We start from the raw sequence: 21,832 nt of genomic DNA, 5'->3' as shown, positions 1-21,832 counted from the left end.
CGCAGTTGAGGGCGTCGCAATCTCGTCAACAACCGCTCACTACAAGCCTCTTGCCGGTTATGGTGAAGGGGATTGGCTGACTGCAATCCGGCACTGGAGCGACCGCAGGGGGAACCGTGGCGCTGAAGCACGAGCCGACCGCGCCGTACCACTCGGCCCAGGACGCCCTGCGCGTCCTGGAGACCGTGGTGCGGCACAGCACAGGAATCACCGACGCCGAGCTCGCCCGGCACACCCGCATCGGCCCGGAGCGCCTGACCAGCCTCCTGCGGATGCTGCGCCGCGAGGGCTACGTCGAGCAGGTCGCCGACGGGGCGTACGTCACCGGCGACGCCCTGAACCGACTCGGTTCCGCGCAGGGCCGCGAGCAGGCCCTGCGCGAGAACCTCCAGCGCACCCTGGACCGGCTGCGCGACTCGGTCGGCGCCGCCGTCTACATCAGCCGGTACGTCGACGGAGAGGTCAGGATCGACCAGTACGCGGCCGGCCCGGCCACACCCGTGGTCAACGAGTGGGTCGACTTCCGCTACTCCGCCCACGCCACCGCGATAGGCAAGAGCCTGCTCGGCCAGCTCGACCACAACGGGCGGCGCGACCATCTCTCCCGTCACAAGATGGCCCGCCTCACCTCGCGCACGATCACCAGCGACAGGGTCCTGCTCTCCCGCCTGGAGTCCCAGCCGCCGACCGTCCCCCACCTCGACCTCCAGGAGTACGCGGTGGGCACGGTGTGCGCGGCGGTCCCGATCACGGCCGGATCCTCGGTGGGCTGCCTGGCCCTGTCACTCCCGGTCGAGCACGCCCACCGGCTGCGCCAGGCGGCGGACACCCTGAACCGGAACGCCGCGCCGGTGCTGCTGTCGCTGGCGATCTAGGCACTGACCGAGCTGCTTCTGATCACCGAGCACCGGTGGTCAGAAGCACCCGTCGGGACCAGGTAGTATTTTCTCTGTCGCCAGCCGCGAGAGCACGAACGCGCGGTCGGCGGGAGTCATGCGCCGCTAGCTCAGTTGGTTAGAGCAGCTGACTCTTAATCAGCGGGTCCGGGGTTCGAGTCCCTGGCGGCGCACAGACAGCGAAGGCCTCTCGTGGGAGCGAGGGGCCTTCGCTTTTCGAGCTGAGTCGTGCAGGGGCGGCTGGGGGTCCGGGGGTTATCCCCCGGGAGATGCAGCATCAGCGGGTCCGGGGTTCGAGTCCCTGGCGGCGCACCATGGCGATGGCGAGGCATGTTCGCAGAAAGCGCGAACCACCTCGCCATCTCTGTTATTGCGCGGCTTCGCCGCGCGTTGTGGGGGCTCCGCCACCCACACCCCCGGCGGAAGGGCCTCTCGTGGGAGCGAGGGGCCCTTCGGCATGCGCCTGGACGTCCGCCTCGGTCAGCCTCCGGTACGTCCGCTCCCCCCGTGGCCGCCACCACACCGGATCGGCACACCGCAGTCCCTCCCGCCTGAGCCCCGCCCGGTGGATCTTGTTCGTGGCCGTCACCGGCATCCGCTCCACCACCCGCACGAACCGCGGCGCCATCTTCGTCCCCAGATCGGGCTGGGCGGCCAGAAAGCCGGCGAAGGACAGCGGGTCGAAGGTGCCCGCGATCGTCGCCATGACCTGGTCCCCGGTCACCGGATCCGGCACCGCGTACACGGCGACGGCGGCCGCGCCCTCGTAACGGGCGAGGATGTTCTCGATCATCGCGGCGGACAGGTTCTCGCCGTCCACCCGGAGCCGGTCGTCGCCGCGCCCGGCGAAGTACAGATAGCCGTCGGCGTCCCGGCAGAACAGGTCCCCCGTCCAGTACCAGCCCTCCCGCCGCCGCTCCGCCTCCGCCTCCGGGTTGCGCCAGTACCCCTCGAAGGGGCTCGGCCCCCGGTTGACCAGCTCCCCGATGGCCTCGTCCCCGTTGACCAGCCGCCCGTCCGCGTCGAAGACGGCCGGCGGACACTCCGCACAGGTCTCCGGATCGAGTACGACGAGCCCGGGCGCTCCCCGCCCCACGGCCCCCGCCGGCGTCCCCGGCGACCACTGCACGGCGGCCCCGCCCTCGGACGACCCGTACCCCTCCACCAGCCGCACCCCGAACCGCCGCTCGAAGGCGGCGGCGTCCACTGAGCCCGCCTCCGTGCCGAAGCCGAGCCGCAGCGTGTGGTCCCGGTCGTCGGGGCGCGGCTCGGTGGCGAGGAGGTACTGGATCGCGCGGCCCACGTAGGTGAAGTACGTCGCCCGGTACCGCCGCACGTCCGCCAGGAACCCCGACGCCGAGAACCGCCGCCGCAGCGCCACGCCCGCACCGGCCGCGAGGGCGGGCGCCCAGTCGGCGATGACCGCGTTGCCGTGGAACATCGGCATGCAGACGTAGTGCACGTCGTCGGGGCGGACCAGGAACTGGTCGGCCAGGGAGCGCCCGGCAGCCGCCAGCCGCCCCTGGGTGCAGATGGCGGCCTTGGGGGCGCCGGTCGAGCCGGAGGTGAAGTGAGGAGGAGGCGGTCGTGCGGGGCGGCGCGGGAGGCGTCGGGCACCGTGTCCGCGTACGGCGCGAGCAGGTCGTCGTACTCCGGTGTGCCGGTCAGCAGCAGCCGTACTCCGGGCAGGTCCAGGCCGTCGAGCAGGGGCAGGTGGGACCGTTCGGTGACGAGGATCCGGCACTCGGTGTGCAGGATGTCGCGGGCGAGTTCGGCTCCCCGCCGGGTGGGGTTGATCCCGGCGACGGCGGCCCCCGCGAGGGCGGCCGCGCCCAACCACATCGGGTACTCGGGGGTGTTGTCGAGGAGCACGCCGATGTGCGGCTCGGCGCCGGGTGGCAGCAGGTCGGCCAGCAGCGCCGCCCGGGCAGCGGCCCCGGCCGCCACGTCGTGCTGCGTGCGCGCCCGCCCCTCGAACCACAGCCCCGGCCGGTGGTCGCCCCACCGCGCCGCCACGAGTTCCGCGACCGTGCGCCCCGTAGTGGACTCCATGGAGGCGCACGGTAGTTGACGTACCGTCAGATGTGGAGTGCCGGAGCCCTACGGCTGCAGGAAGTCGTCCGCCGTGGAGAACATCGCGTGCGTCACCACCATGAAGGCGATGGCGCCGAGGATGAACACGCCCAGGAAGGCCAGCACGCACCCCGTGCCCGCCGCGAGCTTCCCGGGCGCCGGGGGCTTGGCCGTGGCCGTCTCCGGGTCGTCCGGCACGTAGTGCACGGTGACGATGTCACCCTCGACGATCGTCCCCGGCCCGCCCCCCTCCTCGAACCGGACGCCACGGCCGTCGCGCGTGGTGAACTCGTACACGTGGTACAGGGTCGTGTGCACCGAACTGTCACCACCGCCGCCGCTCGTCCTGGTGTACGCCCGCAAACAGCGCGCCTCGGCGGTCATACCGCTCTCCCAGGCGCGGCTGACCCGCAGGGAGCGGCGGATCACCGTGACCGCCGCCAGGGAGGCGATCGCGATCATGATGGCGGGCACGATGTAGAAGAAGGCTTCCATGAGGTCCCCCGAAGGCCGTGCACGGCCTTCGTTCGGCCGGCGTGGGAGGAACGTACCCACGCCGGCCGGGGCGCTGACTCAAGGGAACCTCAGAACGTGACGTCCGAGCACGCGTAGAACGCGTTGCCCGTGTCCGCGATCGTCCAGACGGCGAGGATCACGTGGTGGCCGCTCAGCCCGGACGGCAGCCTGCCGCTGTGGGAGAGGGTGGCCGGTGGCCGCTGACCGTTGTAAGGGACGGTCAGGAACGGGGTGAGGTTGAGGTCGGAGCGGGCCAGGTTGTGGTTCTGGTTCCAGCCCGGCTTGGTGACGTAGTACTTGAAGTCGGTCGTGGCGTGCATGGCCGTGAACTGCCAGCGGAACGTATAGCTCTGGCCGCCCGTCACCCGGGTGGTGGGCCAGGCCCCGCCGGACGGCGTCCTCGGGGCGCTGAGCTGGGCGAACTGACCCAGTCCCGCGTTGCATATCTGTCCGTCGGCCGGGCCGGAGCCGGGGAAGCCCTTCGGGCCCTCGACGCTCTGCGGCTCCCACTGGATGGGGCCACAGTTGGTCACGGTGCCGTTCTGGCAGAGCTTCTGCCGGCTGATGGGGAGGTCGGTGTAGCCGTGGCTGCTCGCGCCTCCGGCGGAGAGCACGAGGGCGCCGGCCGTGGTGAGTCCGAGTGCGGCGGCGTACCACTTGGTCTTTCTGCGCATGCTGCTGCTCCTGGGAACGTGGGGGAGGTTCAGTGAGCTTGCAGGTCTAGACCAAGTCCCAGATTATTGCTGACTGTTGAACATGTCCATACCAATCGACGAACACGTTCGACGGGCCGTCAGGCGCCCGTCGGACGCCCGTCAGGTGCCCGCCTCGCCCCGCCCCACACAGAACGCCACCGTCAAGTCCTTGACCAGCGCCTTGCGTTCGTAGTCGTCCAGCTCGACCAGACCCCGCATGGTCAGCCGCGTCACCGTGTCCTCCACCGAGTCCACGACCGAGGTGAGCACGGACGCCCGCTGCTGCGCGTCCAGCGCGGCGATCCGGCGACGGTGCATGGCGGCGGCGAACTCGGGGGCGTACTCCACCCGCACCGGCCGCACCGAGTACACCTCGAGCCCGACCGCCTCCGCGTCCCGCCCCACCAGCCGCGTCAGCGTCTCCCCGGCCGCCTCGACGGCTCCCCGCGAGGTCCCCGGCATCTCCACCGGCACCCGGGCCAGCGCCGCCTCGACACACTCGCGCAGATACGTCTCGTGGTCCTCCACCCCGAGCAGCGCCCGCGCGGTGTCCCGCACCCGCCACACCACGAGTACGACCACCCGCAGCGCGACCCCGCCGGCATCGGCCGCCGCCATCGGCTCGCTCCGCCAGTGCCGCAGCCGTACGTCGACCCGGCGGCGCAGCACCAACGGGTTGACCCACAGCAGGCCGGTGCGCCGCACCGTCCCCCGGTAGCGGCCGAACAGCCCGAGCACCCAGGCCCGCCCGGTCCGCCCCCGCGCCAGCCCGCCGAGGCCGAACAGCCCCAGCGCCCCGGCCCCCGTGTACGCCGCCCACTGCACCGGCCCCAGCCCCGCCCCCGCGGACGCCGGCAGCGCCAGCACCTCCACCGCCGGCGGCGGCAGCACCCCCGCCCACCACGAGGTGGCCAGGCACCCGGCCACCCCGCACGCCCCGGCGAGCACACCCACCGCCCCGGGCAGCACCCGCGCGGGCCGCTCCACCAGGTCGCGGTCCATCTCCGGCACGGAACGCGGCGCCGGCTGCACCGGCTGACGCAGGCGCGGCTGCTCGCCCGTGCCCTGCCGGCGTGCCACGACCGTCGGCCTCAGCGGCACGGAGACCGGGTCGGGGCCGTCGCGGAACAGCAGATGGACGGGGATCTCGGTGGTCGCCTCGTTCTGGATCAGCCGCGGCGGGCGAGGCGCCGCCCCCGAGTCCGGGACGCCCTCCGACTCGGGCGGGTGAGAAGTGGTCGTGGTCAAGGGGTGCCTCCAGCCTCCGCACCGGGGGTGCCGGGTGACGAGAAGAGCCGTCGCCAGGTCTCCGGCCCCGGATAGCCGTCCGCCGCGCCGCCCCGCCAGCCCTGGGCGCGCTGGAAGGCCTCGACGTTTCGCCGGTCCGCCTCGCCCCAGCGCGGCCCCGGCCCGGTCCTGTAGTGCTTGCCGTATCCCTTCTTCACCAGTTGCCTGCCGAGCTGGGTGACGTACTCGTTGCCGGCGCCCGGCCGGAACATCGCCCGCCCCGGATATCCCGGCACCCCGTGCGACGACGGCTGCCCGGCGGCACCCGCCCCGGCCGCCTTCACGTCGTTGCCCTTGCCCGTCACCAGCAGCTCCCACGTCCGCGGTCCCGGCAGCCCGTCCGCGTCCCGTCCCCGCCAGCCCTGCGCCAGCTGGAACGCGCGCGTGGCCCTGCGGTCCGCGTCCGTCCAGCGGGGGCCCGGGCCGGAGGAGTAGTGCCGGCCGGCACCGCGCTCGACGAGCATCCGGCCCAGCTGGGTGACGTACTTGTTGTTGGCTCCGGGGCCGAAATACGCCCGTCCCGGGTACGGCGTCCCGGGCTCGGGGTCCTTGGGCTCGGCGGTGTCCGACTGACCCGTGTCCGACAGGCCGGTGCCCGGTTTCGACCCCTTCGCGCCGCTCACCAGCCCCTTGTAGCGGTACGCGAGGTAGTGGTCGGAGTGGGTCCAGTAGGCGTACGGGGTGACCAGTCGGCGGGCGTGCGGGCGGATCGACTCGTAGGCGACGTAGTAGGTGTGCGTGTGGTCCGTCCAGCCGCCGAAAATGACGACGTGCGAGCCATTCTGGGGGTCCGCCGGATTGTGGAACAGAAGAATGTCGCCGGGCTGCAGATCCTCCTTGGCGATGCGTACGCCGTACTGGTCGAGGCTTCCGGTCCATTCGTTTCCGGGCAGACTCCAGGCCATCGAGACGAAACCCGAGCAGTCCTGCCGGTATCCGTCCGACCAGTACCTGTACATGCTGTACGGCACCTTCTCGGCGACCCATTTCTTGGCCCGTCTGATGATCTCCGCGCGGGTGGTCGTGGGCGTCTTGAGCGTGCCCGGCTTGGCCGGCCGGCCGCCCGGGCCGTGCAGCGGGGCCTTGCCGCCCTGGGGCGACGCGGGCTCGTCACCTGCGGGAACGCCGGGTTGATCGGGAGGATGGGGGGCGGCGAGGGCCGGGGCCGTGTGGCCGACGGCGAGGGTGGCGGAGGCGGCTGCGGCGACGATCAGTGCCCGGTGCAGGGCGGGGTGGCGGGCGGTCGTGGAATGCGGCAGGACGCGTCGCCAGTGAACACATCCGGGGCAGTCGCAGTCACTCTCCGGATCGAATTCCTCGAATACCGGAGTCCGAGTCTCCATGCGATTCCCCTCACACTCCAGATAGAAATGTCCACGCCTGTACACACCGTCAGTTTCACAACTGTCTTCCGGACTCGCATGTTGACGGTCCGAATGGTTTACGGCGGCCCCGAGGGCCTCGCCCACCCCCTTGCCCACGGTCAGGAGCACCCTCGAAGGTCATGTAGAGTTACGCCGTCAGCAGGCGCCGCTAGCTCAGTTGGTTAGAGCAGCTGACTCTTAATCAGCGGGTCCGGGGTTCGAGTCCCTGGCGGCGCACAGACGGTGAAGGCCCCTCGCTAGTGCGGGGGGCCTTCGCTTTTGGGCCGGCCCCCCGGGTCCTGCAGGGGCGGCTGGGGGCCCGGGGGTCATCCCCCGGGAAATGCAGCATCAGCGGGTCCGGGGTTCGAGTCCCTGGCGGCGCACAGACGGTGAAGGCCCCTCGCCAGTGCGGGGGGCCTTCGCTTTTGGGCCGGCCCCCCGGGTCCTGCAGGGGCGGCTGGGGGTCCGGGGGTTACCCCCCGGGAAATGCAGCATCAGCGGGTCCGGGGTTCGAGTCCCTGGCGGCGCACAGACGGTGAAGGCCCCTCGTGCAAGCGAGGGGCTGTTCTCGTGTTTGGCCGGATACCCTCTGGCCATGGCAGCGCGTGACCTTCAGGAGCGGATCAAGAGGCTCATCATCGACCGTCGGCTGCCCTCGGGGGCCCCGCTGCCGACGGAGCCCGAGCTGATGGCGCTTCTGGGTGCCAGCCGGAACTCCGTGCGCGAGGCGCTCAAGGGGCTGCAGGCCATGGGCATCGTCGAGATCCGGCACGGGTTCGGGACCTACGTCGGCTCGATGTCCCTGGCGCCGATGATCGAGGGCCTCGCCTTCCGCACGGTCGCCGGGCACTACCGCGGCGAGGACACCCTGCTCCAGCTGCTGCAGCTTCGGGAGGCCGTGGAGACGGGGCTGGTGTCGCGGCTCGCGGGGCGGGTTCCGGACGCCGACCTCGTTGAACTGGACGCGCTCGTGGACCGTATGGAAGAGCAGGCGGCGCGGGGCGGCGACGGCATCGCCGAGACCGACCGGGCGTTTCACGCCACCCTTTACCGGGGGCTGGACAACGCGCTGCTGGGCGAGGTCATGGAGGCGTTCTGGGACGCCTTCCACCGCGTCCACACCGACCTCGGCGGCGCCCCGCAGGATCCGCTGGTCACCTGCCGGCAGCACCGGGAGATCGTGGACGCGGTGCGGTCGGGCGACGCAATACGGGCGGAGGAGGCCATAAGCGAGCACTTCGGCAACATCCGCGCCCGCGTGTCCACAACGGGTACACAACACCCCCACAGGTGCCACAATGAGCGCGTATGACCGGTAAACACCTCGTTTCGCATCTTGCGATCATGTGAGACGACGTAGAACCTGGTGATTGGTTTTTCAAGATGCTGCGGATTCGCGGCAGTTGGGGGGCAAGGAGCCGGTTGCCGGTTTTTGCCGGGGAGTAGGGGGCCCCGTTCATGACCGCATGCCGAGGGGGGCATGATGCAACCGGAAGGTCGCTGTTCCATGTCTATGGTGGAGAAGATGTGGTGACTGCGGCCCGCCACTGATACGCCTGTGACGGTCGAGGGGGATCGACACAGTCGTAAACGGAACCGAGAGACACGCGGTGACCTGCGTGTGGGGGGATGACTCATGACGTCGACGCCGACGGGCGCCCGGCAGAACTTCGACCCGTCTCAGACCACCCAACTCAGGGTGCCTACGCATCGGACGGGAACGTTCCGCCGGATCAAGAAGACGCTGCCCAAGTACGACTACGAGCACTACAGCCGGCTGGCCGGTCCCCTCACCCAGCCCGACCCGAACAAGCCGTACCGGGTCCAGTACCGCTCGCTGATCTCGCAGGAACCGCACCGGATCAGAGTCGCGCTGATGCTGGCCGCGGCCCCGGTGCTCTCCCTGGTCCTGCTGTTCTGGCTGCTGCAGCCCGAGCACTGGACCGAACGGGACTATCCCGCCTTCGACTTCCTGCCGGCGCTCGACATAGTCATGCTCGTCTCGATCGGCCTGATCGAGTTCTTCCGCTGCATGAACGTGCTGTCCAACGCGCACGCCACCCTGGTCGCCCGCGACCCGATCCCGGTGGTGCCGGAGACCGGCACGAGAGTGGCCTTCCTCACCTCCTTCGTGCCCGGCAAGGAGCCGCTGGAGATGGTGACGAAGACCCTGGAGGCGGCCGTCAAGCTGCGCCACCGGGGTCTGCTGCACGTCTGGCTCCTCGACGAGGGCGACGACCCGGAGGTCAAGGAGGTCTGCGCCCGGCTCGGCGTGCACCACTTCTCCCGCAAGGGCGTCGCGAAGTGGAACCAGGCCAAGGGCCCGCACCGCGCCAAGACCAAGCACGGCAACTACAACGCCTGGCTCGACGCCCACGGCGACGACTACGACTTCTTCGCCTCCGTCGACACCGACCACGTGCCGCTGCCGAACTACCTGGAGCGGATGCTCGGCTTCTTCCGCGACCCGAACGTCGGCTTCGTCATCGGCCCGCAGGTGTACGGCAACTACGACAACTTCGTCACCAAGGCCGCCGAGTCGCAGCAGTTCCTCTTCCACGCCCTCATCCAGCGCGCGGGCAACCGCTACGGCGGGCCGATGTTCGTGGGTACGTCGAACGCCGTACGCATCAAGGCGCTCAAGCAGATCGGCGGTCTGTACGACTCGATCACCGAGGACATGGCGACCGGCTTCGAGATCCACCGCCACAAGAACCCGGCCACGGGCAAGAAGTGGCAGTCGGTCTACACGCCGGACGTGCTCGCCGTCGGTGAGGGCCCGAGCGCCTGGACGGACTTCTTCACCCAGCAGATGCGCTGGTCGCGAGGGACGTACGAGACGATCCTCAAGCAGTACTGGAAGGGCTGGTACTCGCTGCCGCCGAGCAAGCTCTTCAACTACACGATGATGATCATCTTCTACCCGATGTCCGCGCTCAACTGGATCCTGGCCGCGCTGAGCTGCGCGCTGTTCCTGGGCCTGGGCGCCTCGGGTGTGAACATCGACCCGACGATCTGGCTGATGCTCTACGGCAACGCCTCCGCGCTCCAGATCGGCCTGTACGTCTGGAACCGCCGCCACAACGTCTCCCCGCACGAGCCCGAGGGCTCCGGCGGTGTGGCCGGCATGGTGATGTCCGCGCTGTCGGCACCGCTGTACGCGAAGGCGCTGATCGACTCGGTGCTGCGCAAGAAGAGCAAGTTCGTGGTGACGCCGAAGGGCGACTCGGCCAGCCCCGACCGGTGGTTCGGGACCTTCCGGTACCACTGGTACTTCATCGTGATCTTCGGCGCGTCGATCGCCGCCGGATTCGTGTACGGGCACTCGCACCCCGCGATGATCATCTGGGCGACCTTCGCCATGCTGATCACCGCGACACCGATCTTCGCCTGGCGCTACATGCTGCGGCAGGAGAAGAAGAAGCCCGCCGCGCCGGTGCCGGCCCAGCCCGCGCCGTACCAGCCGGAGCCGCAACCGCTGCCCGCGCAGCACGCGTCCCATGCTCCGCACGGGTCCCATGCTCCGCACACGGGGCATGCCCCGCACGCGCCGCAGCACAAGCCGAGTTGGGCCGCGTCCGGCAGTGGTGGTAACGATCAGACGATGCAGATCGCCCTTGGTGGACTTGGGGGACGTAAGGAATGAACGACCGTGCAGGCCGCCGCCGCGCCCGTCGACTCGCGATAGGTACGGCGGTGGTACTCGCGCTGGCCGGGATGAACGGGCCGTGGCTCTATCGCGTCGGCACCGAGAAATACCACCAGTACCAGATCAACAAACCCGAGTACAAAGCCGAGAACGGCAAGTGGGAGATCGTCGAGTTTCCCGAGGAGTACCGCCAGAACACCATCCACGCGGCGCTGTTGCACACCGGCAAGGTGCTGCTGATCGCGGGTTCGGGCAACAATCAGGACAACTTCGACGCGAAGAAGTACGACACCCGGATCTGGGACCCGGTCAAGGGCACGATCAAGAAGGTGCCGACGCCGAACGACCTGTTCTGCACCGGCCACACCCAGCTGGCCAACGGCAACCTGCTGATCGCGGGCGGTACGAAGCGGTACGAGAAGCTCAAGGGTGACGTCACCAAGGCCGGCGGCCTGATGATCGTCCACAACGAGAACCCGGACGAGCCGATCACGCTGCCCGCGGGCACCAAGTTCACCGGCAAGGAGAACGGCAAGACGTTCGTCTCCAAGGACCCGGTGCTGGTGCCGCGCGCGAAGAAGGTCTTCGACAAGGCGACCGGCAAGTTCCTGCGCAACGACCCCGGTCTCGGCCGTATCTACGTCGAGGCGCAGAAGAAGGGCGCCAAATACGAGACCGGCACCCAGGACAACTACCGCATCCAGGGTCTGACCGGCGCCGACGCGCGTAACACTTACGGCATCGCGCAGAAGCTCGCCCTCGACAAGAAGGACTTCCAGGGCATCCGGGACAGCTATGAGTTCGACCCGGTCGCCGAGAAGTACATCAAGGTCGACCCGATGCACGAGGCCCGCTGGTACCCGACGCTCACCACCCTGGGCAACGGCAAGATCCTCAGCGTCTCCGGCCTCGACGACATCGGCCAGCTGGTGCCGGGCAAGAACGAGCTGTACGACCCGAAGACCAAGAAGTGGACGTACACGTCGAAGATCCGGCAGTTCCCGACGTACCCGGCGCTGTTCCCGCTGGAGAACGGCAAGGTCTTCTACTCGGGTTCGAACGCGGGCTACGGCCCCGACGACGTGGGCCGTGATCCGGGCATCTGGGACGTGGCCACCAACAAGTTCACCAAGCTGCCCGGGCTGAGCGACCCCAAGCTGATGGAGACCTCCGGCACGGTGCTGCTGCCGCCGGCGCAGGACGAGAAGTACATGGTGATCGGCGGCGGTGGCGTCGGCGAGTCCAAGGAGTCCAGCAACAAGACGCGGATCATCGATCTCAAGGCGGACGACCCGAAGTTCGTGGACGGGCCGTCGCTGGAGAAGGGCACGCGTTATCCGCAGGCCTCGGTCCTGCCCGACGACACCGTGCTGGTGTCCGGCGGCTCCGAGGACTACCGGGGCCGCGGCGACTCCAACATCCTCCAGGCGCGGATCTACCACCCGGACAAGGGCACCCTGGACCGGGTCGCCGACCCGCTGGTGGGCCGTAACTACCACTCGGGGTCGATCCTGCTGCCCGACGGCCGCGTGATGTTCTTCGGTTCGGACTCGCTGTACGCCGACAAGGCCAACACCAAGCCGGGCAAGTTCGAGCAGCGGATCGAGATCTACACGCCGCCGTATCTGTACCGGGACGCGCAGCCGTCGCTGTCCGGTGGCCCGCAGACCATCAGGCGCGGCGGGACGGGCACGTTCACCTCGCAGCACGCCTCGTCCATCCAGAACGTACGGCTGATCCGGCCGAGCGCGTCCACCCACGTCACGGACGTCGACCAGCGGTCGGTCGCGCTGGACTTCGAGAAGTCCGGGGACAAGATCACGGTGACCGTGCCGACGAACCGGAACCTGGTTCCGTCGGGCTGGTACATGCTGTTCGTGACCGACGACCAGGGGACGCCCAGCAAGGCGCAGTGGGTCAAGGTCCCGTAGCCGTGGATGACTTGGGGGCGCCCTCCGTGACGGAGGGCGCCCCCAAGCTACGTACAAGAAGCTATTCGCTGGCCTTGGCCAGCTTCAGGGCGTACTCCGCCCACCACTCGCCCGCCTTCGGGCCGCCCTTGCACTCGCCGTCCGACTCGCCCGGGCGCTTGACCCACACATACGCGTCCACCAGCGGGTCCGCCGTCTTCGTCGTCGGCGTCTCGCCCAGCGCGCGGCCCGGCGGGTTGCACCAGCGCTCGTCCGGGTCGCCCTCGGTGTAGGGGCCGTTGCCGTTGCGGCTGGTGTCGATCACGAAGGGCTTGTTGCCCACCTTGGCGGAGAGCTCCTTGCCGTACGCGATCGAGTCCTTGGTCGTGTAGAAGTTGGAGACGTTGACCGAGAAGCCGTCGGCCTGGTCGATGCCCGCCCACTTCAGGGGCTCGAAGATCTGGTCGGGGTGACCCCAGCCGGCGTTGCCCGCGTCCACGTAGACCTTGGTGTTCTTCAGGGACTTGAGCTTGGTGATGGCGCCCTTGAGGAGGTCGTAGCGCTCCTCGTGGTACTCGTCCGGAGTGCAGCCGTCGACCAGGTGCAGGAGCGCGTCCGGCTCCAGGATCACCGTCGCGGACCGGTCGCCGATGCCCTTGGCCACCCCGTCGATCCAGGCCCGGTAGGCGTTGCCGTCGGCGGCACCGCCCTGGGAGTACTGGCCGCAGTCGCGGTGCGGGATGTTGTAGAGGACGAGCAGCGCCGTACGGCCCGCCTTGTCGGCGGCCTCCGTGAAACCGCGCGCCTCGTCCTGAGGGTTCTCCGGGCTGATCCACTCGCCCGTCGGCTGCTGCGCGATCTTGCGGATCTGCTCGGCGTCCTCCTTCTTGCCGTCCTTCTGGTAGGCCACGACCTGCTGCGCCGCGTTCCCGTCCGGGTTCACCCAGAACGGGTCGGTGTCCTTGGGCTGCTGGCTGATCCCGGCGTCCGCCTGCGGCTCCTCGCCGTCCCCGGAGGACGAACATCCCGCGACCAGCAGTGCCGCCCCCAGCACCATCGCGGACGTCCGCACTCCGACCCCCCTCTTCGGGTACATCCAACTCCCCCTCGGGTGCACTGTTCCAAGCCTCAATCCTGACATACGCGGCGTGAGGCACACGAGGCCGCCCGAGGCTTGTCGGGGAGCTGTTACAGCCACTGCCGCGACGCCGATGACCGGGGTGGACGCACGCCTGCAAGGGGGCGGGCGACAGGGGAAGGGGAGTACGCGCTCATGCACCCATCCACCCGGGAGATCCGGCTGGCGCAGGCACTGGTGGAGGCGGCGGACACCCTCACCGACGGGTTCGAGTCCGCGCACTACTTACGCCGGGTCGCCGACCACTGTGTGCACTTACTGTCCGCGCGGGCCGCCGGGATCATGCTGATCGAGAACGACCGGGCGGTGTCGCTGACCGCGAGCAGCGCACACGAGGAGATCGCGACCGAGCTGCTTCAGGCCCAGCGCGGCGGCGGACCCTGCCTGGACAGCTACAGCACCGGCCGGCCGGTACCGCCGGTCTCGATCCGCGCGGCCCGCGCGGCCGCCCGTTGGCCGGAGTTCACCGAGCGGGCGCTGGCCCACGACATCGAGGCCGCCCTCGCCGTCCCCCTGCGCCGCCGGCAGCGGCTGCTCGGCGCGCTCAGCGTCTTCTTCCCCACGCTCCCCGACGCCTCCACCGACACCTCCCCCGGCAACTCCGCCGAGCTGCGCCTCGCCCAGGTCATCGCCGACTGCGCGGCCCTCGGACTGCAGAACAACACGACGTACGCCCAATGCCGCACCCTCGCCGGTCAGTTGCAGCAGGCGCTGTCCAGCAGGGTGCGCATCGAGCAGGCCAAGGGCATGCTCGCCGAGCGCTGGGGCGCCCCCGCCGACCACGCCTTCGTCGCCCTGCGCCAGTACGCACGCCGCCACCAACTGCCCCTGGACCGGGTCGCGCAGACGGTCATCGACAGGGTCGCGGACGACGCCGGGCTGCGCCGCGAGGCGGGGCGGGCGGACGACGGGGGACGCGCGTAGCACCCCGCCCCTCCGCTTGTGCGCCCCGGGCCACCTGGCCCTAGGCCCCGGCCGTGTTCCGCTCTACAGTCTTCCCGTACGGCCCCAGCCCCCGGTCGGACAATCCCCCACTGATCACCCAGACCTCCCGCGCCGGTCGCCGGGTTACTCCCGCAGCCCGTGCGCCCGCGGTTGAGGGCCGGCCCGGTCGACGGCTCAGGGGGAGCGGCCGTCGACCGGGCCAGGTGGCAGCGCCGTCCGGAGGTTGGGGCCTGCGCCGCGCGGCCCCGAAGGTGCGGACCGGGGCGGCCGGGCAGGCACCTACAGGCCCGTCCCCGTGAGATACGCCGACACGATCACGTTCGCCGTGTAGCTGCGGGTCGTCCGGTCGAAGGTGCCGCCGCAGGTGATCAGGCGCAGTTCGGCGCGGCCCGAGCGGTGGGTTCCGTAGGCCTGCCGGGCGTCGAAGCGGTCGCGGGTGACGACGTGCACGTCCTCCACGGTGAACTCGGCGACCCTGCCGTCGTCGCGGAGCACCCGCACGGTCGCGCCGGGCCGCAGCGCGCGGAGCCGGTGGAAGACGGCGGGCCGGGTCGCGGTGTCGGCATGCCCCACCATCACCGCGGCACCGGCGGCGCCCGGCTTCACCCCGGCCGCGTACCAGCCGACGGCGCCGGCCTGGCCGTAGGGCGGCGGATCGACCGCGCCCTGCCGATCGAGCCCCCGGGCGACGACCGGTGCCTGCACGTCGAGCCCAGGGATGTCGAGGCGCTGCGGCAATGCGTCCCCCAACGGCCGTACCGCGGGAGGAAGTTGTACCCTCTGGGGCCGTCCGACCGCGGCGACGTCGCCCGACACCGGCGCGGACACGGCCTGCCGGATGTCGGTGACCTCCCGCCCCCACAGCCACAGCCCGAGCAGCAGCACGGCCCAGGCGACGCCCATGAGGAGGCGGCCGCCGTGCGGGGAGCGTTCGTGGTCCGCCATGGTCAGCGCTGCCGTCGGCTCCGACGGCTGCTCCGCAGCGCCACCGCGGTCGCGGCGACGCCCGCGAGGACCAGCCCGGTCACGGTGTGCGCCGTGCCGGGACCGGCCGCGCGGGCGTCCACGACGGCGAGCTGTGCGGCGCCACCGCCGCCGGCCCGGACGGGGGCCACCGGAGAGGCGGGGACCGAAGGCTCCGCCCCGTGCCCCACGGACCGGTCCGCCCCCTGCCGTACGACGGTGACGGCGCCCGTGCCGGACGCGGCGCCGCAGGCGACCTTCACGTCGTACGTCCCCGCCCGGAGCGTCGAGCGGACGCGGCTCTCGCCGACGAGGGTGCCGTCGGCGCCGACGGTGAGGCGTGCGTCGGTGACGAACGCCGGGGAGACTGCCTTGGCGGTCTTCTCCGGGCATCCGCTCACCCGCACCGCGACATCGCTGCCGGGGCGGGCGGACGACGGGCTGACCGAGACACCCCCGTCCGCCGCGTGTGCCGCGTGTGCCGCCGCCGGTGTGACGGCCACCGTCCCGAGGGCGGCGATCGCGCAGAGAGTGACTCGCAGTGATCCCATCGTGAACCTCCAGTTACCTGGAGGCTCCCCCCGGAGCACCGGCCCCGCATCCTCAATGGGGGCCGGACTGCTCCGTACGGGTCGTATTGCGGGTGTACGGGGTTTCGGACGCGCGGTTCTGATGCGCGGTGCCGGATCCGCGGTATCGGATCCGCTGTGTCGGCCCCGCGCTGTCAGACCCGCTCGACGAGGTCCGCGATCGAGTCGACGACCTTCGACGGCCGGTACGGGAAGTTCTCCACGTGCTCGGGCCGGGTCAGGCCGGTGAGCACCAGGAAGGTCTGCATGCCGGCCTCCATACCGGCCAGCACGTCGGTGTCCATGCGGTCGCCGATCATGGCGCTGGTCTCGGAGTGGGCGCCGATGGCGTTCAGGCCGGTGCGCATCATCAGCGGGTTCGGCTTGCCCGCGAAGTACGGCTGCTTGCCGGTCGCCTTGGTGATCAGCGCGGCCACCGCACCGGTCGCGGGGAGCGGGCCCTCGGCGGAGGGGCCGGTCTCGTCTGGGTTGGTGCAGATGAAGCGGGCGCCGTCGTTGATGAGGCGGACCGCCTTGGTCATGGCCTCGAAGGAGTAGGTGCGGGTCTCGCCGAGGACGACGTAGTCCGGCTCGTGGTCGGTGAGGATGTAGCCGATGTCGTGCAGCGCGGTCGTCAGGCCCGCCTCGCCGATGACGTACGCCGAGCCGCCGGGGCGCTGGTCGTCGAGGAACTGCGCGGTGGCCAGCGCCGACGTCCAGATGTTCTCGATCGGCACCTCCAGGCCCATGCGGTTCAGCCGGGCGTGCAGGTCGCGGGGGGTGTAGATCGAGTTGTTGGTGAGGACGAGGAAGGGCTTGCCGGACTCACGCAGCTTCTTGATGAAGGCGTCGGCACCGGGGATCGGGATGCCCTCGTGGATGAGCACACCGTCCATGTCGGTGAGCCATGACTCGATGGGCTTGCGGTCTGCCATGTGCGCGATCTCCTGCCGCCGTGCGTGCTGCGTGCTGCGTGCGCCCCAGCGTAAGCACAGGCCCGATCTTCAGGGAACGGTCGTGCGACCTCAGCGCCGCCTCCGGGCGAACAACAGCCCCGCGCCGACCAGCAGGAGCGCCGCGGTGGCCGCGAGGGCGGCGCCGGAGGAGGAGGTCAGGCCGGTGCGGGCGAGCTCGTCGGCGAGGGTGAGCTGGTTGCGGGAGGTGCCGGGGGTGGCCGAGGCGGTGGGGTCGGGCGGGCGGGCGGAGGCGGCCTGGTCGGCGGGGTGGGTCGGGGCGGCGGTGTGGGTGCCGGTGTCGGGGTCGGCGTCGATGGTGAAGCGGTAGTCGTTGGACTGGCCGACCCAGTCGCCGTCGCCGTCATGGCGTTGGACGACGGCCGCGTTGGCGGTGACCTCGTTCGGCACGGCGTCCGAGGTGATGGCCAGCCGGACCTTCACGGTGAGGGTCGCGCGGGGGCCGACGGTGAAGCCGGGGAAGCCGTCGAAGGCGCCGACGAGTTCTTCCTCGTCGGTGGTCTCGAAGCGGACGGGGCGGGGGCGGGTGGCGTCCGGGCCGCCGGTCGGGGTCGCGTCCGGCGTCGTGCCCGGGGTGCCGTCCCGGTTTCCGCTCGGGCTGCCGTAGAACTCCAGGCGGGGCTGGGACGGCTTGAGGGCGCGTTTGCCGTCGACGAGTACGACGACGGGGTGGATGCCGGTGCAGGTCCGCCCGGTGGTGTTGGTGAGTTCCAGGTACCAGGTGCCGAATCCGCCGCCGGCCGTGTAGGAACCCGGGCCGCCGTGGAGGCGGGTGGTGAGGGGGAAGTCCTGGTCGTCGGTGGCGCAGCTGGGCAGCTCGGCGGGGGATTCCGCGTGCACCGGGGGCGCTGCGGCGAGGAGGGCGGCTGCTGCGAGGCAGAACGGGGCGGGTGTGTGCAGTCGCATAATCAGATGACCATGCCGGGTGGGAGCGGCTTCCCGGCGGTGCCATTCCGTACGGCTCCGCAAGTCCCCTCGATCAGCGCACGTGCACGATCCCCGTCCGCGCGCCCACCCGAGCCGGCCTCACCCGTCGGCCCTCCCGAACAACGGCGCCAGCAGCAGCTGGGCCGCTCCTTCGGCGACCTCGCGCTCACCGTGTCCCGCGCGTTCCCCCCGCTCCCCGCCGGAGGCGACCCGCACCGGCACCGCGTCCCCGCCCGCACGCCGGGCGCGTTCGTCGAGGACGTCGGCGACTCCCCGTACGAAGGTCTCCGGCGCCGCGGCGACCGTGCGGCCGCCCAGCAGGACGAGGTCGACGTCGAGCAGCGCGACCAGGTTGCCGGCCGCGGTACCGAGCACCCGGGCCGCCTCCGTCAGGTCACCGCGCGCCACGGCGGCCAGGCACAGCGCCTCGACGCAGCCACGGTTGCCGCACCCGCAGGGCGGGCCGTCCAGCTGGACGACCTGGTGCCCGAACTCCCCGGCTCCCGTACGGGAACCCCGGTGCACCGCTCCCCCGATCACGAGCCCCCCGCCCAGCCCCGCCCCGAAGTGCAGGTAGGCGAAGGACGTGCCGGACGCGGCCTCGCCGCCGACGGCGAGCCCGAGGGCGGCGGCGTTGGTGTCCTTGTCGACCACGACCGGCAGCGAGAGCCGCCGCGCGAGCACGTCCCGCAGCGGGAAGCCGTTCCACTCCGGGAACCCGGTGACCCGGTGCAGCACACCGCGCCGATGGTCGAGCGGCCCGGGCAGCGCAACGCCCACACCGAGCACGGCACCCGGCCGGCCGCCCCCGGCCACCAGCTCCCCCACCTCCCGCACGGCCCGCTCGATGACCGTCTGCGCACCGGCCCCCAGATCCAGCGGGGCCCGGCGCTGAGCGACCACGGCTCCCGTCAGATCACAGAGCACGGCCGTCAGCTCGTCCCGGTCCAGATGCACGCCCACCGCATGCCCGGCCTCCGGCACGAGCCGCAGCACCGTACGCGGCTTGCCCCCGGTCGACGCCCGGCGCCCGGCCTCCGCCGCGAGCCCGTCCTCGCGCAGCCGGGCGGTGATCTTGCTGACGGCCTGCGGGGTGAGGCCGGTGCGCTCGGCGAGTTCGAGCCGGCTGATGCCCGCCCCTCCTGCCGTACGCAACAGGTCCAGCACCAGCGCGGCGTTGTGGCTGCGCAGGGCGAGCAGATTGGCGCCGCCGTTCGTCCTGTTCACGCCGTCCATTCTCCCTGGCGCTTGCACTTTGGCAACAGCGTTGCGAAAGTGGGTTTCATGAGTGCTACTCCCCTCCGTGTGGGCCTCGTCGGCTACGGCCTGGCCGGCTCCGTCTTCCACGCCCCGCTGATCGCCGCCACCGAGGGCCTCGCCCTGGACACGGTGGTCACGTCGAACCCCGAGCGGCAGCGGCAGGCCCGCGCCGAGCACCCGGACGTCCGCGTCGCCGCCACGCCCGACGACCTGCTCGCCCGCGCCGACGAGCTCGACCTGGTCGTCATCGCGTCCCCCAACAAGACGCACGTCCCGCTCGCCACCGCCGCCCTGAAGGCGGGCCTGCCGGTCGTCGTCGACAAGCCGATCGCGGGTAGGGCGGCCGAGGCGCGCGAGCTGGCGGCGCTGGCCGAGGAGCGCGGACTGCTCCTGTCCGTCTTCCAGAACCGCCGCTGGGACAACGACTTCCTGACGCTCCGCCGGCTCCTGGCCGACGGCGAGCTGGGCGACGTATGGCGCTTCGAGTCCCGCTTCGAACGCTGGCGGCCGCAGACCAAGGGCGGCTGGCGGGAGTCCGGCGACCCGACAGAGATCGGAGGTTTGCTGTACGACCTCGGCAGTCATGTCGTCGACCAGGCGCTGGTCCTCTTCGGCCCGGTCACGCAGGTGTACGCCGAGGCCGACATCCGCCGCCCCGGCGCCGAGACGGACGACGACACCTTCATCGCCCTCACGCACGCGAGCGGCGTCCGCTCCCACCTCTACGTCTCCGCGACGACCGCCCAACTCGGCCCCCGCTTCCGGGTGCTGGGCTCGAAGGCGGGATACGTCAAGTACGGGCTGGATCCGCAGGAGGCGGCGCTGCGGGAGGGGCAGCGCCCGGACACGACTGCCGACTGGGGCACGGAACCCGAGTCGATGTGGGGCCGAGTGGGCTCCGGAGAGTCCCCCCTGACGGGCGGCGGCCGCGTCGAACCCACCCTCCCCGGCGACTACCCCGCCTACTATGCGGCCGTGGCAAAGGCTCTGCTGGACGGCGGCCCCAACCCGGCGACGGCCCTGGAGGCGGCATCCGCCCTCGACGTCCTGGAGGCGGCCCGCCGTTCGGCCCGTGACGGAGTGGTGGTGGCACTGTGACGCACAACCAGTCGCATCAGACGCACAACCCGGAGATCACCCCGAGGTTCCATCCGGAGCTCACCCCGCCCCTGGAGGAGCTGGAGGCCCAGGAACGCCGCCTGGTCTTCCGCCATTTCACGTACGACGACGCCTGGGCCCTCGGCTCCCTGCTGGTCGAGATGGCCCGCGAGCGCCAGGCCCCGGTCGCCATCGACATCCACCGCGCCGGCCAGCAGCTCTTCCACGCGGCCCTGCCCGGCTCCACCCCCGACAACGACGCCTGGATCGCCCGCAAACGCCGGGTGGTGGAGCGCTACGGCGCCTCGTCCTACGTCGTCGGCGCCCGCTTCCGGGCCAAGGGCACGACGTTCGAGGACTCCTCTCGCCTGGACCCCGACACCTACGCGGCACACGGGGGCTCGTTCCCGATCAACGTCGAGGGCGTCGGAGTCATCGGGTCGGTGACGGTGAGCGGGTTGCCGCAGCTCGAGGACCACCGTTTCGTGGTGGAGGCGCTGGAGGAGTTCCTGAGCAAGCAGTAAGGGCAACGCCCCTGATCTTTTAGGGGCGCGGGGAACTGCGCGACCAGCCACACGTACCACCCGCGGCTGACGAACTACCCGCAGTTCCCCGGCTCTCCCAGCGGAGCGCTTACGCGTCTTTGAACTCTTGGCGCTGTCGCCCGAGCCCCTCGATCTCCAGCTCGACAACATCCCCGGCCCGAAGGAACGGCTTCGGCTCAGGCTGCCCCAGAGCCACCCCCGCCGGCGTCCCGGTATTGATCACGTCACCGGGATACAGCGTCATGAACTGGCTGACGTACCGCACGACCTCCGCCACCGAGAAGATCTGCTCGGCCGTCGTCCCGTCCTGCTTCAGCTCACCGTTGACCCACAGCTTCAGCGACAGATTCTGCGGATCCGGCACCTCGTCCGCCGTCACCAGCCAGGGCCCGAGCGGATTGAACGTCTCGCAGTTCTTCCCCTTGTCCCAGGTCCCGCCCCGCTCGATCTGGAACTCCCGCTCGGACACGTCGTGCGCCACCGCGTACCCGGCGACATGCGCGAGCGCCTCCTCGGCCGAGTCCAGATACCGGGCCGTACGCCCGATGACGACCGCGAGCTCGACCTCCCAATCGGTCTTCGTCGACTTACGGGGGACCAGCACCGTGTCGTGAGGACCGACGACCGTGTCCGCGGCCTTGAAGAAGATGACCGGCTCGGCGGGCGGCTCGGCGCCGGTCTCGCGGGCGTGGTCGTGGTAGTTCAGCCCGATGCACACGACCTTGCCGATTCGCGCGAGAGGCGGCCCGACCCGGAGCCCGGTCGCGTCCAGCGCAGGCAGCTCCCCGGCGTCCGCGGCCGTACGGATCCGCTCCAGCGCCGCATCATCGGCAAGCAGCGCTCCGTCGATGTCCGGCACGACACCGGAGAGGTCCCGCAGAACCCCCTCGGCGTCGAGCAGCGCGGGCGTCTCCGCTCCCGCCGTACCGACTCGCAGCAGCTTCATGATCACAATCTCCCTCGATCGCGGGCGCCCGCCGACGGGTGCAGCCATCGGAGGACTGGTCGATCCTCCAAGGTCCA

18 protein-coding genes, 2 tRNA genes and 1 pseudogene are annotated in these 21,832 nt (G+C 70.8%); 9 read left to right on the top strand and 12 right to left on the bottom strand.

The window, feature by feature from the left end; all coding sequences use genetic code 11:
- Positions 1-116 precede the first annotated feature (116 nt).
- Positions 117-875: an IclR family transcriptional regulator gene (locus ACZ7L6_RS28745; protein ID WP_471928791.1), complete on the top strand. Its 759-nt coding sequence runs from the start codon at positions 117-119 to the stop codon at positions 873-875.
- A 120-nt stretch (positions 876-995) separates the two neighbouring features.
- Positions 996-1,069, top strand: a tRNA-Lys gene (locus ACZ7L6_RS28740).
- 194 nt (positions 1,070-1,263) lie between these two features.
- On the opposite strand, the pseudogene ACZ7L6_RS28735 reads toward ACZ7L6_RS28740, so the two are convergent.
- The 5 genes and pseudogenes from ACZ7L6_RS28735 to ACZ7L6_RS28715 all read right to left on the bottom strand — a co-directional run bounded on the left by ACZ7L6_RS28735 (position 1,264) and on the right by ACZ7L6_RS28715 (position 6,810).
- Positions 1,264-2,948 (bottom strand): annotated as a pseudogene (locus tag ACZ7L6_RS28735) (AMP-binding protein).
- Between the two features lie 48 nt (positions 2,949-2,996).
- Positions 2,997-3,464: a DUF3592 domain-containing protein gene (locus ACZ7L6_RS28730; RefSeq protein WP_471928789.1), complete on the bottom strand. Its 468-nt coding sequence runs from the start codon at positions 3,462-3,464 to the stop codon at positions 2,997-2,999.
- 89 nt (positions 3,465-3,553) lie between these two features.
- Positions 3,554-4,159 (bottom strand): lytic polysaccharide monooxygenase auxiliary activity family 9 protein, encoded by a 606-nt coding sequence (locus tag ACZ7L6_RS28725; RefSeq protein WP_471928787.1) that lies wholly within the window; start codon positions 4,157-4,159, stop codon positions 3,554-3,556.
- 141 nt (positions 4,160-4,300) lie between these two features.
- Positions 4,301-5,428, bottom strand: a complete 1,128-nt coding sequence (locus tag ACZ7L6_RS28720; protein WP_471928785.1) for an SPFH domain-containing protein — start codon at positions 5,426-5,428, stop codon at positions 4,301-4,303.
- On the bottom strand, positions 5,425-6,810 hold the full coding sequence (locus ACZ7L6_RS28715) for a peptidoglycan-binding protein (protein ID WP_471928783.1): 1,386 nt from the start codon (positions 6,808-6,810) through the stop codon (positions 5,425-5,427). The genes ACZ7L6_RS28720 and ACZ7L6_RS28715 overlap by 4 nt, the downstream gene beginning before the upstream one ends.
- Before the next feature lie 184 nt (positions 6,811-6,994).
- Between ACZ7L6_RS28715 and ACZ7L6_RS28710 the strand changes: the two genes are divergently transcribed.
- From ACZ7L6_RS28710 to glxA, 4 genes are all read left to right on the top strand, one after another.
- Positions 6,995-7,068, top strand: a tRNA-Lys gene (locus tag ACZ7L6_RS28710).
- A gap of 358 nt (positions 7,069-7,426) precedes the next feature.
- Entirely contained in the window at positions 7,427-8,143 is a 717-nt protein-coding gene (locus ACZ7L6_RS28705) for a FadR/GntR family transcriptional regulator (protein WP_471928781.1), read from the top strand.
- A gap of 324 nt (positions 8,144-8,467) precedes the next feature.
- Entirely contained in the window at positions 8,468-10,477 is a 2,010-nt protein-coding gene (locus ACZ7L6_RS28700; RefSeq protein ID WP_471928779.1) for a glycosyltransferase family 2 protein, read from the top strand.
- Positions 10,474-12,411 (top strand): radical copper oxidase GlxA, encoded by a 1,938-nt coding sequence (gene glxA, locus ACZ7L6_RS28695; RefSeq protein ID WP_471928777.1) that lies wholly within the window; start codon positions 10,474-10,476, stop codon positions 12,409-12,411. The genes ACZ7L6_RS28700 and glxA overlap by 4 nt, the downstream gene beginning before the upstream one ends.
- Before the next feature lie 61 nt (positions 12,412-12,472).
- Here glxA and ACZ7L6_RS28690 read toward each other — a convergent pair whose 3' ends face one another.
- Positions 12,473-13,486, bottom strand: a complete 1,014-nt coding sequence (locus tag ACZ7L6_RS28690) for a glycoside hydrolase family 6 protein (RefSeq protein WP_471928775.1) — start codon at positions 13,484-13,486, stop codon at positions 12,473-12,475.
- Positions 13,487-13,663: 177 nt separating this feature from the next.
- Between ACZ7L6_RS28690 and ACZ7L6_RS28685 the strand changes: the two genes are divergently transcribed.
- Positions 13,664-14,452, top strand: coding sequence for a GAF and ANTAR domain-containing protein (locus ACZ7L6_RS28685; RefSeq protein ID WP_471928773.1), 789 nt, complete (start codon positions 13,664-13,666; stop codon positions 14,450-14,452).
- Between the two features lie 300 nt (positions 14,453-14,752).
- Here ACZ7L6_RS28685 and ACZ7L6_RS28680 read toward each other — a convergent pair whose 3' ends face one another.
- From ACZ7L6_RS28680 to ACZ7L6_RS28660, 5 genes are all read right to left on the bottom strand, one after another.
- Entirely contained in the window at positions 14,753-15,418 is a 666-nt protein-coding gene (locus ACZ7L6_RS28680; protein WP_471928771.1) for a class F sortase, read from the bottom strand.
- 2 nt (positions 15,419-15,420) lie between these two features.
- Entirely contained in the window at positions 15,421-15,987 is a 567-nt protein-coding gene (locus ACZ7L6_RS28675; RefSeq protein WP_471928769.1) for a hypothetical protein, read from the bottom strand.
- Positions 15,988-16,160: 173 nt separating this feature from the next.
- Entirely contained in the window at positions 16,161-16,940 is a 780-nt protein-coding gene (locus ACZ7L6_RS28670; RefSeq protein ID WP_471928767.1) for an HAD-IIA family hydrolase, read from the bottom strand.
- A gap of 90 nt (positions 16,941-17,030) precedes the next feature.
- Entirely contained in the window at positions 17,031-17,885 is an 855-nt protein-coding gene (locus tag ACZ7L6_RS28665; RefSeq protein WP_471928765.1) for an LPXTG cell wall anchor domain-containing protein, read from the bottom strand.
- A 120-nt stretch (positions 17,886-18,005) separates the two neighbouring features.
- A complete protein-coding gene (locus tag ACZ7L6_RS28660; RefSeq protein WP_471928763.1) occupies positions 18,006-19,142 on the bottom strand; it encodes an ROK family transcriptional regulator in 1,137 nt (378 codons plus the stop codon).
- A 48-nt stretch (positions 19,143-19,190) separates the two neighbouring features.
- On the opposite strand from ACZ7L6_RS28660, the gene ACZ7L6_RS28655 reads away from it, so the two are divergent.
- Positions 19,191-20,264 carry a Gfo/Idh/MocA family protein gene (locus ACZ7L6_RS28655; RefSeq protein ID WP_471928761.1) on the top strand — a complete coding sequence of 358 codons (1,074 nt, stop codon included), beginning with the start codon at positions 19,191-19,193 and terminating at the stop codon, positions 20,262-20,264.
- Complete coding sequence (locus ACZ7L6_RS28650) at positions 20,261-20,788, top strand: heme-degrading domain-containing protein (RefSeq protein WP_471928759.1); 528 nt, start codon at positions 20,261-20,263, stop codon at positions 20,786-20,788. Before ACZ7L6_RS28655 ends, ACZ7L6_RS28650 begins: the two co-directional genes overlap by 4 nt.
- Before the next feature lie 109 nt (positions 20,789-20,897).
- On the opposite strand, the gene ACZ7L6_RS28645 is transcribed toward ACZ7L6_RS28650, so the two are convergent.
- Positions 20,898-21,755, bottom strand: coding sequence for a fumarylacetoacetate hydrolase family protein (locus ACZ7L6_RS28645; protein ID WP_471928757.1), 858 nt, complete (start codon positions 21,753-21,755; stop codon positions 20,898-20,900).
- Positions 21,756-21,832: the final 77 nt, after the last annotated feature.

The organism is Streptomyces sp. NPDC107522, assembly GCF_055657525.1.
The sequence above is the reverse complement of the archived record's forward strand: the minus strand, read 5'-3'. Positions and strand labels throughout refer to the sequence as shown.